Genomic DNA, 9,952 nt, shown 5'->3' with positions numbered 1-9,952 from the left:
GGCCGAGGCGGCGCTGGACCAGCGGCGCATGCCCGAGCTGGCCGATACGGCGGCGCTGCGCGCCGAGCTGGCCGCGCTTCTGGGCGAGGGCGCGTGATGGAGACCCGCGAGGAGACCACGCCGGAGGGTGTCGCGGCGCGGCGCGCGGCAGAGGCGCTGATCGTCGATGTCGAGGGGTTCGAGGGGCCGCTCGACCTGCTTTTGGTGCTGTCGCGCAGCCAGAAGGTCGATCTGCGGCAGGTCTCGATCTTGGCGCTGGCCGAGCAGTATCTCGTCTTCGTCGAGCAGGCCCGCGTGCTCCGGATCGAGCTGGCGGCCGATTATCTCGTCATGGCGGCCTGGCTCGCCTTTCTCAAATCGCGCCTGCTCCTGCCGCCCGATCCGCAGGGCGAGGAGCCCTCGGGCGAGGATCTCGCCGCCCATCTGGCGTTCCAGCTGGAGCGCTTGCAAGCGATGCGCGAGGCGGCTCAGACGCTGATGGCCCGGCCCCGGCTGGGGCGCGACGTGTTTGCGCGCGGCGCGGCGGAGGCGGTGACGGTGCATCGCTCTGCGGTGCATCACGCGAGCCTGCTGGACCTGATGCAGGCCTATGCGCGGGTGAAGACCCGCGACGAGTTCCGCCCCTTCGTGATGGACCGCCGTGACCTGATGACCATGGAGCAGGCGCTCGACCGGCTGCGCGCCATGGTGGGCGAGGCGGCCGATTGGGCCGATATCTCGGCCTATTTCCCCGAAGACTGGCAGGAGGCCCCGCGCCGCCGCCGCTCGGCCACGGCGGCGACCTTCGCGGCCTCGCTGGAGCTGGCCAAGGAGGGCCGGATCGAGATCCGCCAGGGCGAGAGCTTCGCACCGATCCAGATCCGCCGGAAGGACCGCGCATGACCCAAAGCCCCGCTCCCGCCCAGTTCGACGCGCCGCCGCAGGCCGAGGTCGCCCGCATGATCGAGGCGATGCTGTTTGCCAGCGCCGAGCCGCTCTCCACCGCCGAGATGACCAAGCGGCTGCCCGAGGGGGCCGAACTTGGGGCCGCGCTCGAGGATCTGCGCGCGCGCTACGAGGGCCGCGGCGTCGAGCTGCGCCGCGTGGGCGAGGCCTGGGCCTTTCGCACCGCGCCCGATCTGGGCCACCTGCTCGAACGCCACACCGTCGAGACCCGCAAGCTCAGCCGCGCCGCGACCGAGACGCTGGCGATCATCGCCTATCACCAGCCCGCCACCCGGGCCGAGATCGAGGAGATCCGCGGCGTCTCGGTGAGCCGTGGCACGATCGACCAGCTGATCGAGATGGGCTGGGTGCGGCTGGGACGGCGCAAGATGACGCCGGGCCGGCCTGTGACCTTCGTCGTCACCGAGGGCTTTCTCGATCATTTCGGCCTGTCGAGCCCGCGCGATCTGCCGGGGCTGCGCGAACTGCGCGCGGCCGGGCTGCTCGACAACCGCCCGCCGCCGGGCGCCGAAGGGTCCGAAGCAGCGCAGCCCGACCAGGACAGCCTGTTCGGAAGCTGACGGGCAAGCCGGCATCAACAATCCCTTAAGTGGTTTGGTCCATCTTGTCCCAATCCGGCTGACGTTGCGCCCTGCAGCGTGTCGGCGACAGGTTCGGGACAACATCATGCCGCTCGACAGCGCTCGTCAATTCTCGGCACGCAACTTCGGCGAGGTGCGCGACGCGATCAGAATCATCCGGTGGATCGACGGGTTTCGCAACTGGCTGTCGCTCACGGCGGGAACGCTGTGCGTGCTGGCCGTCGCAGGCTATGTCTTCGACCTGCGCGCCCTCTACCTCCCCGTGGCGGAGGGCGGCGGCACGCATCCGCTGACGGCTCTAGCGGCGCTCGCGCTGGCGCTGGCGCGGATGGGGCGGGGCGGAATGGCCGAACGCACGCTGGCCGGGTCGGTGCTTTTCCTGCTCGCGCTGCGCGGGGTGGAGCTCTTTTGGCCCGCGACGCCGCTGCCGATCGGCCAATGGCTCGGCGCGCTGGCGCTCAGCCCGACCACCCATCCCGACACCATGACCGGGCTGAACTCGCTGATCGCGCTCGCCGCCATCGCCGCCGCGCTGCTGGTCGAGCGGCGTTCGGTCCTCGGCATGGCCGCGCTCGCCGCGGCGGCGGGGGTGTGCAGCGTGGTGATCGTCGCCTACAGCTACGCGCTGCAGCCCAATGCCGGCGGCATGTCGCCCGTCACCACGCTGATCACCCTGCTGCTCGTGCTCGCCACGGTGGGGCGGCACATGAACCCGCTGGCGCTGCGCCTGCTCATGGCCGAAAGCTCGGTCTCGCGCATGTTGCGACGCCAGCTGGGGCTGGCGCTCGGCGGGTTCTGGATCGGCGGGCTGCTCCTGCTGCAGCTGCAACCCGGCCAATGGACCACCGTGGCGCCTCTGTTCACCACCGTGATGCTGGTCCTCGCCGTGGCGGGGCTGATGTCGACCGTGGCCATGCTGGCGGGGACCGAGAACGCGAGGCAGCTTCAGCAGGCCGCGCTCGAGCGGCTCTCGGTCACCGACGCGCTGACCGGGCTGGCCAACCGGCGCGCCTGCGACGTCTTTGCCAAACGCGTCGTCGCCGCCGCCGAGCGCGAGGGCACCGGGCTCGCCGTGGTGCTGATCGACATCGACAAGTTCAAGACGGTGAACGACCGCTTCGGCCATGCCGCGGGCGACCGGCTGCTCAGCGAGGTCGGCCATCTGCTGCCGCGCTGGCTGCGCCGCTCGGACCTTGCCGCGCGTTGGGGCGGCGAGGAATTTTTGCTGATTCTCGGCTCCACGCGGCTCACCGGGGCGATCGCCCTGGCCGAGCGGGTGCGCGGCTGCTTCGAGGAGCGGCTGTCGCTGCCCGACGGCTCGGCGCCGGTCACGGCCTCGATCGGCTGCGCCGAGCTTCTGCCGGGCGAAACCTCGATCGATGCGGCGATCTCGCGCGCCGATGCGGCGCTCTATCGGGCCAAGGCTGCGGGGCGCAACCGGGTCGAGCCCTGCCTGCCGGCCCCGTCACCCGCGCAAGCCGCCACGTGCAAGGCGGGCAAGGCGCGGCGCGCGGCGGATGTGGAGGGGTGACCCGGCTCAGCCGGTGCGGAACTGCTTGGAAAGCTTGAGCCCCTGGCCCTGGTAGTTCGACGCGATGCCCGCGCCGTAGAGGCGATCGGGAATCTCGGCCATCCGCTCATAGACCAGCCGCCCCACGACCTGCCCGTGTTCGAGCACGAAGGGCGCCTCGTGGCAGCGCACCTCGAGCACGCCGCGCGCGCCCTTGCCCTGCGCCTCGGCATGACCGAAGCCGGGATCGAAGAAACCGGCGTAATGCACGCGGAATTCCCCCGCCATGGCAAGATAGGGGGCCATCTCGGCGGCATAGGCGGGCGGGATGGTCACCGATTCGCGGCTGACCAGGATATAGAAGGCGCCGGGATCGAGGATGATCCGGCCCTGCGCGGCGGGGACCACCTCCCAGAACTCGGAGGCGTCGTAATGGCCGATGCGATCGAGGTCGACGACGCCGGTGTGCGGCTTGGCCCGGTAGCCCGCGCAGGCGGCCAGTTCGGGCGAGAGATCAACCGAAAAGCCCAGACCGTCGGAGATTAGCGCCGGGCCGTCCACCAGCGGCTCGCGCGCGTGCAGCTCGGCCAGCTGCGCATCGTCGAGCAGGGCCTGGCCCGCGCGAAACCGCACCTGGTTGAGCCGCATGCCGGGCCGCACCAGCACCGAGAAGCTGCGCGGGCAGATCTCGGCATAGAGCGGGCCGTCATGGCCCGGCGGGATGCGATCGAACTCGGTGCCTCCGTCGGTGATGAGACGGGTCAGCAGGTCGAGCCGCCCGGTCGAGCTCTTGGCATTGGCGACGGCCTGGATGCCCTCGGGCAGGGCCAGCCGCTCCATCAGCGGCACGAGGTAGACGCAGCCCTTTTCCAGCACGGCGCCCCCGTCGAGATCGATGCGGTGCATCTCGAATTCGGAGATCCGGTCGGCCACGCGGCGGCCTTCGCCGGCAAGAAACGAGGCCCTGACCCGGTAGGCCACGCGGCCGAGCCGCAAATCGAGGCTGGCGGGCTGGATCTGGGCGGGATCGATCGGGGTCGCCGCCGATATGGCACCGGCCTCTATCATCTGGGCGATCCCCTGGCGGGGCAGAACTCCGGTCACGGCGGCTCCTCTAGACATGACGACGCCCGCCGCTTTGAGGCGGCGGGCGGTCATAAATGGTCGGGCTAGCAGGACTCGAACCTGCGACCTTCCGTCCCCCAGACGGACGCGCTACCAGGCTGCGCTATAGCCCGACTGAGGCTGCTAATGCCTTATGTGGCGGGCGGGGGCAAGCCGATTTCAGCAAAAAAGATGAGGTTTTCAGCCGCGATCCCGGCGCGCGGCGATCATCCGGGCGCGCAGCGCCGAAAGCCGCTCCAGCAGCGGGGCGATCCGGTCCGCGCGCGCCGCGAGGGTCGCGCGATCGGCGGAGAGAATGGCCGAGATCGGCGAGATTTCGGTGTCTTGCACCGGCGGCGCGGCAGGGGCCGTCACGGGCTCGCGCTCCATCACCAGTACTGCATCCTCGACCTCCGCCCTGTCGGAGACGAGCCGGGGCCGGGGCGGCGTGGCGGGGGCGGGCGGCAGCCCGTGGTCGGCGACATGGCGCACGCCCTTTTCGCGCAAGAGCTTCTGCACGCCCTTGATGGTCATGCCCTGGTCGTGCAGCAGCGCCTTGATGCCGCACAAGAGCGCCAGATCCTCGGGGCGGTAATAGCGCCGCCCGCCGGCCCGCTTGACCGGGCGCACCTGCGCGAACTTGCTCTCCCAGAAACGCAGCACATGCGCGGGCGTGTCGAGCGCGTCGGAAACCTCACCGATGGTGCGGAAGGCATGGGCCGATTTTGCCATTTATACCGCCTCAGCCCTTGTTGCCCGAGGCGACCTTGTCCTTCATCAGATGCGAGGAGCGGAAGGTGAGCACCCGGCGGGGGTGAATCGGCACCTCCTCGCCGGTCTTTGGGTTGCGGCCGATGCGCGCGGCCTTGTCGCGCACCGAAAACGTGCCAAAGGAGCTGATCTTCACCTGCTCGCCTGCGACCAGCGCGTCGGAAATATGGCCGAGTACCGATTCGACCAGCTCGGCGCTGTCGTTGCGCGACAGCCCGACCTCCTCGTGAACGGCCTCGGCGAGATCCATTCGCGTCAATGTCTTGTCCGCCATCTTGATCTCCCTGCTCTGCCGCAACCTTAAGGGCAGGGGCAATTTCAAGTCAATCTCAAGTGGATAAATGGCACAGTTGCAGCGACGTCACGCCGATCACCAGCGCAGCACCACCGAGCCCCAGGCCAGCCCGCCGCCGATCGCCTCGGTGACCACCAGATCGCCCTTCTTGATCTGACCACGTGCCCGGCCGACCGAAAGCGCAAGCGGGATCGAGGCGGCGGAGGTGTTGCCGTGGTCCTGAACCGTGACCACCACCTTGTCCATCGAAAGCCCGAGCTTCTTGGCCGTGGCCTGGATGATGCGGATATTGGCCTGGTGCGGGACGACCCAGTCGATGTCCTCGGCCCCGAGACCGGCCTTTTCGAGCGACAGATGCGCGGTCTGCGCCAGCTTCTCGACCGCGTGGCGGAACACCTCGCGCCCCTCCATCTTCAGATGCCCGGTGGTGCCGGTCGAGACGCCGCCGTCGACATGCAGGATGTCCTTGTGCCGCCCGTCCGAGTTGAGATCGGCCGCGAGGATGCCGCGGTCGGCCGTGCTGCCATCGCCTTCGCCGGCCTCAAGGAGCACCGCGCCCGCGCCGTCGCCGAAGAGCACGCAGGTGGCGCGGTCGGTCCAGTCGATGATGCGGCTGAAGGTCTCGGCCCCGATCACCAGCACGCGCCGGGCCTGGCCGGTCAGGATCATCGCATTGGCGGTGGTCAGCGCATAGACATAGCCTGCGCAGACCGCCTGGACGTCGAAGGCGAAGCCGCGGGTCATGCCAAGCTCGCGCTGCACCATGGTGGCGGCGGAGGGAAAGGTGAAGTCGGGCGTGGAGGTGGCGAGGATGATCGCATCGACGTCATCCACCTCGACCCCGGCATCGGCGAGTGCGGCGCGCGCGGCGCGGGTGGCGAGGTCGGAGGTGGTCTGCCCCTCGGCGACGATGTGGCGCCGTTCGATGCCTGAGCGCGAGCGGATCCATTCGTCGGAGGTGTCGACCAGCTGTTCGAACTCGGCGTTTTCCATCACCCGTTCGGGGAGGTAGTGCCCGGTTCCCCTGACGACGGCGCGAATGGTCATGCCTTGATCTCCTTGGGTGCGTCTTGGTGCAGGGCCGAAGCGCCGGCGATGCGGTTGGCCAGCCTTTCGGAAAAATCGGAGCGCGCGAGGCGCGCGGCGAGGCTCAGCGCGGCACAGACCCCGGTGGCATCGGCCGAGCCATGGCTCTTGACCACCAGGCCGTTCAGCCCGAGGAACACCCCGCCATTGACCTGGCGCGGGTCGATCCGGGTCTTGAGCCGGCCCATCGCGCCGCGCGACAGCAGCGCCGCGATCTTGGAGATGGCCGAGGACAGGAAGGCCTCGCGCAGAAGCCCCGAGATCAGCGTCGCGGTGCCTTCGCCGGTCTTGAGCGCGACATTGCCGGTGAAGCCGTCGGTGACGATCACGTCGACCCGGTCGGAGGGGATGTCGCCGCCCTCGACGAAGCCGATATAGTCGAAATCGCCCTTGTCGGCGGCGGCCGCGATCATCTCGGAGGCGACCTTGAGCTCGGCCCGGCCCTTGTGCTCCTCGGTGCCGACATTGAGCAGGCCGACGCGCGGTCGCGCCAGCCCCAGCCCGTTGCGCGCATAGGAGGCGCCCATCAGCGCATAGGCCAGGAGGTCGTCCTGATCGGCGCGGATGTCGGCGCCGACGTCGAGCATGACGTTGAACCCCTGGGCATTGCGCGAGGGCCACAGGCAGGCGATGGCGGGGCGGTTGACGCCCTCGGCCTTGCGCAGCCGGATCATCGAGACGGCCATCAGCGCGCCGGTGTTGCCGCAGCTGACGCAGACCTCGGCGCGGCGGTCGCGCAGCGCCTCGACGGAGGACCACATCGAGGTGGCCTTGCCGTTGCGCATCACGTTGCTGGGCTTGTCGGTCATGGCGACCACGTCCGTGGCATGGACGATCTCGACCCGGGCGGCGATCTCCGCATCGGTGAAGAGCGGCGCGAGGATCTCGCGCTGGCCGTGCAGGAGGACCTGCGCGGCGGGATCGGAGGAAAGGAACTTGCTCACGCCCGCGGCCACGACGGCCGGGCCCTGGTCGCCGCCCATGGCGTCGACGGAAAGCGTGATGGATCGGTCTTGGGACATGCCCGTCATCGCGGCCCCGATACTCTGGGCGCGGTCGGTGTCGGCGCGCGCCGGTCTCGCTGCGGCAGACTTCCGGGCCAAGCGCCCCGAGGGGCGGCGCGGTCCGGGCCGAGGCCCGTCCCGCGCCATGGCCCGGCGACGGGCTTACGCCGCGTCGTCGTCCAGCTCGGTCTCGGCGGCCTGCGCGATCACTTCGCGATCGGCATAGCTGCCGCAGGACGGGCAGACGTGGTGGGGGCGCTTGAGCTCCCCGCAGTTGGTGCACTCATTGGGGTTCGCGCCGGTCAGGCCGTCGTGGGCCCGACGCTGGTTGCGGCGCGACTTGGAAATCTTGTTCTGCGGAACGGCCATGTCACAACCTCGAAGTAATCTGGCTCTAGTCTAAGTGGGCGCGGAGATCTTGTCCGGCCCGGCTGGCGGGTGGGCACATGGCCCCGGTCAGGGGATCCATCCCGCGACGTCCGGCCGCTCTTAGGCGATAAGAGACGGGCTGTCGAGCCGTGGAATGGAAAGAGGCCGCGAAAATACTGCGGTCGCGGCAAAAAGCAAGTGCCGCCTGTCATTCGGCCCCGTCTTCGTCCCCTTTCAGACGCTCGCGCAGCCCCTTGAGCGCGGCAAAGGGCTTCACGTCCTCGTCGGTGATCGGCGTGGCACCGGGTTCGGTCACGCTCATGTCGCCCGCACCGGCGCCTTCGGCGCGCGGGTAATCGGGCAGGGCGAGGGCCAGCGCCTCGATCATCACCGCGCCGAGATCGACCGCCGAAGGCAGCGGCTCGATCGTGTCGTCCTCTGGCATCTCGACCTCGGTCTCGCCCGGCTCGGTCACATCCGCGAGGTAGCGGCGGGTGATCTTCTCGTCGATCCGGGTCACCACCGGATCGAGGGTGACGACGCAGTCCTGCACCACCGTCGCGCCGAGATCGGCGTCGAGCCGCCAGCCGCGGCTGCCCTCGGGCGCGAGCACCGCCTTGAAGCGCAGCTTGCGCACGCCGGGAATGCCCAGCTCGCGCGCCACGGCGGCGCGGGCCGGGGCGTCGGGTTCGAGCACCGTTTCGGTGCCGCGCTTGTGCGACAGATCCGAAAGCCGGATCACCTGACGCGGGAGAGGAGTAGCCTCGGCCATGGTCCGCTTCCTTCCTTGAAGAGTGGTATGGGGTTGTTGTAAGCGGCTTTAGAAGCCGCAAAGGCTTGAGGCAAGAGCAGGGGCAGGCGCAGATGGGCATGGATACCGGCCGCGACAGGATCGGCCGCGGGATGCGCCGCGGCGTCGCTTTGTTCGGGCTGGCGGGGCTTGCCGCCTGTAGCCCGACCGAGCGTTACCACGGCTACGTGCCCGACGCGGCGACGCTCGAGACGATCGCGCTTGGCGAGAACCGCGCGGCGGTGATCGAAAAAGCGGGCCAGCCCACCACCGCCGGCGCGCTCGGCGACGACATCTACTATGTCCGCTCGGTGTTTCGCCATTACGGTTTCTTCGCCCCCGAGGAGGTCAACCGCGAGGTCGTCGCGATCAGCTTCGCGCCCTCGGGCGGCGTCTCCAACGTCGAACGCTTCGACCTCAGCGACGGGCGCATCGTGCCGCTGACCCGCCGGGTCACCGAGGACAGCGTCGAAAACGGCACCTTCCTGCGGCAACTGGCGGGGGCGGCGGGCAACTTCGATCCGAGCGCGCTGATCGACGACGAATGAGCCAGGGCTCAGGCCGCGCTCTCGTCCGGGGCGGCCGGTTTGAACTCCATCGCTACGCCGTTCATGCAATAGCGCAGCCCGGTCGGCGCGGGGCCGTCGGGAAAGACGTGGCCCAGATGCGATTCGCAGGCGGCGCAATGCACCTCCGTGCGCTTCATGAAGAAGCTGCGGTCGGTCTTCTCGCCCACCGCCTCGGGGCTCAGCGGCGCGTAGAAGCTGGGCCAGCCGGTGCCACTGTCGAACTTGGTCTCGGCATCGAAGAGCGGCCGTCCGCAGCCCTTGCAGGTGAAGGTGCCGGGGCCTTTCGGAAAATCCTCGTGGCTGAAGGCGCGCTCGGTGCCGTGCTTGCGCATGACCTTGTATTCGAGCTCGGACAGCTCCTCGCGCCATTGCGCATCGGTCTTGGTGATCTTGTCCATTCGGTCCTCCATGGTCTCGACCCCCTATGTAGTCAGCCATGGCCGATGCGCCAGAGCGCGGGCTGATGCTGCGCCACGGCGGGCTGATCGCGCGCGAGGCCGAAGGAGCGGCGCTGGAGCGGGCCATGGCGCTGCGCGCGCGCTGCTTCGAGGGCGAGGGCGGTGCCCTGCGCGAGGCCGACGGCCATGACGCGTCCTGCCGTCACCTCATTGTCGAGGATCGCGAAGAGCGGGCGCTGTGCACGCTGCGCTGGCGCGCCTTCGATCCCGGCGAGGTGACCCGGGCCGCCAGCCATGACGCCTATGATCTCGCGGCGCTGTCGCGCTGGCCGGGGCGGCTTCTGGAGATCGGGCGGTTTTGCACCGCGTCCGAGGCGCGCGACGGCGCGGCGCTGCGCATGGCGCTGGCGGCGCTGACCCGGATTGTCGTGGCCGAGCGGACGACGCTGCTCTTTGGCAGCGCCTCCTTCGCGGGCATCGATCCCGCGCCGCACGGCCCCGCGCTGGCCTGGCTTGGCGCGCATCATCTT

At 69.5% G+C, this 9,952-nt stretch carries 13 protein-coding genes and 1 tRNA gene; 5 read left to right on the top strand and 9 right to left on the bottom strand.

Features of this window, described 5'->3' with window-relative positions:
• The first annotated feature begins 96 nt into the window (after window positions 1–96).
• The 3 genes from NHG85_RS09865 (at window position 97) to NHG85_RS09855 (ending at window position 3,057) form a co-directional block, all read left to right on the top strand.
• The gene (locus NHG85_RS09865) at window positions 97–882 is read left to right on the top strand and encodes a segregation and condensation protein A (protein ID WP_253331942.1); all 786 of its coding nucleotides are present in this window, start codon (window positions 97–99) and stop codon (window positions 880–882) included.
• Complete coding sequence (scpB, locus tag NHG85_RS09860; RefSeq protein WP_253331940.1) at window positions 879–1,505, top strand: SMC-Scp complex subunit ScpB; 627 nt, start codon at window positions 879–881, stop codon at window positions 1,503–1,505. Before NHG85_RS09865 ends, scpB begins: the two co-directional genes overlap by 4 nt.
• 106 nt (window positions 1,506–1,611) lie before the next feature.
• Window positions 1,612–3,057, top strand: a complete 1,446-nt coding sequence (locus tag NHG85_RS09855) for a GGDEF domain-containing protein (protein WP_253331938.1) — start codon at window positions 1,612–1,614, stop codon at window positions 3,055–3,057.
• Window positions 3,058–3,063: 6 nt separating this feature from the next.
• Here the strand turns inward: NHG85_RS09855 and NHG85_RS09850 are convergent, their stop codons facing one another.
• The 8 genes from NHG85_RS09850 to NHG85_RS09815 form a co-directional block, all read right to left on the bottom strand.
• Complete coding sequence (locus NHG85_RS09850) at window positions 3,064–4,140, bottom strand: 2'-deoxycytidine 5'-triphosphate deaminase (RefSeq protein WP_253331936.1); 1,077 nt, start codon at window positions 4,138–4,140, stop codon at window positions 3,064–3,066.
• A 57-nt stretch (window positions 4,141–4,197) separates the two neighbouring features.
• Window positions 4,198–4,274, bottom strand: a tRNA-Pro gene (locus NHG85_RS09845).
• A 67-nt stretch (window positions 4,275–4,341) separates the two neighbouring features.
• Window positions 4,342–4,872: a MerR family transcriptional regulator gene (locus NHG85_RS09840; RefSeq protein ID WP_253331934.1), complete on the bottom strand. Its 531-nt coding sequence runs from the start codon at window positions 4,870–4,872 to the stop codon at window positions 4,342–4,344.
• A gap of 10 nt (window positions 4,873–4,882) precedes the next feature.
• Window positions 4,883–5,185: an integration host factor subunit alpha gene (gene ihfA, locus NHG85_RS09835; protein ID WP_253331932.1), complete on the bottom strand. Its 303-nt coding sequence runs from the start codon at window positions 5,183–5,185 to the stop codon at window positions 4,883–4,885.
• Window positions 5,186–5,281: 96 nt separating this feature from the next.
• Entirely contained in the window at window positions 5,282–6,253 is a 972-nt protein-coding gene (locus tag NHG85_RS09830) for a beta-ketoacyl-ACP synthase III (protein ID WP_253331929.1), read from the bottom strand.
• Window positions 6,250–7,314, bottom strand: a complete 1,065-nt coding sequence (gene plsX / locus NHG85_RS09825; protein WP_253331927.1) for a phosphate acyltransferase PlsX — start codon at window positions 7,312–7,314, stop codon at window positions 6,250–6,252. The genes NHG85_RS09830 and plsX overlap by 4 nt, the downstream gene beginning before the upstream one ends.
• A 144-nt stretch (window positions 7,315–7,458) precedes the next feature.
• Entirely contained in the window at window positions 7,459–7,665 is a 207-nt protein-coding gene (gene rpmF, locus NHG85_RS09820; protein ID WP_021693001.1) for a 50S ribosomal protein L32, read from the bottom strand.
• 208 nt (window positions 7,666–7,873) lie between these two features.
• Entirely contained in the window at window positions 7,874–8,437 is a 564-nt protein-coding gene (locus NHG85_RS09815) for a YceD family protein (RefSeq protein WP_253331925.1), read from the bottom strand.
• A 92-nt stretch (window positions 8,438–8,529) separates the two neighbouring features.
• On the opposite strand from NHG85_RS09815, the gene NHG85_RS09810 reads away from it, so the two are divergent.
• A complete protein-coding gene (locus tag NHG85_RS09810; protein WP_253331923.1) occupies window positions 8,530–9,003 on the top strand; it encodes an outer membrane protein assembly factor BamE in 474 nt (157 codons plus the stop codon).
• A gap of 8 nt (window positions 9,004–9,011) precedes the next feature.
• Here NHG85_RS09810 and msrB read toward each other — a convergent pair whose 3' ends face one another.
• Window positions 9,012–9,422 (bottom strand): peptide-methionine (R)-S-oxide reductase MsrB, encoded by a 411-nt coding sequence (gene msrB / locus NHG85_RS09805; protein ID WP_370363011.1) that lies wholly within the window; start codon window positions 9,420–9,422, stop codon window positions 9,012–9,014.
• A 38-nt stretch (window positions 9,423–9,460) separates the two neighbouring features.
• Between msrB and NHG85_RS09800 the strand changes: the two genes are divergently transcribed.
• Window positions 9,461–9,952: GNAT family N-acetyltransferase (locus NHG85_RS09800; protein ID WP_253331919.1), on the top strand; the 492-nt coding region annotated here is incomplete at its 3' end.

The sequence above is a fragment of the Limimaricola litoreus genome (assembly GCF_024159025.1).
GTDB classification, from domain to species: domain Bacteria; phylum Pseudomonadota; class Alphaproteobacteria; order Rhodobacterales; family Rhodobacteraceae; genus Limimaricola; species Limimaricola litoreus.
This window is presented reverse-complemented; position numbering and strand designations above follow the sequence as displayed.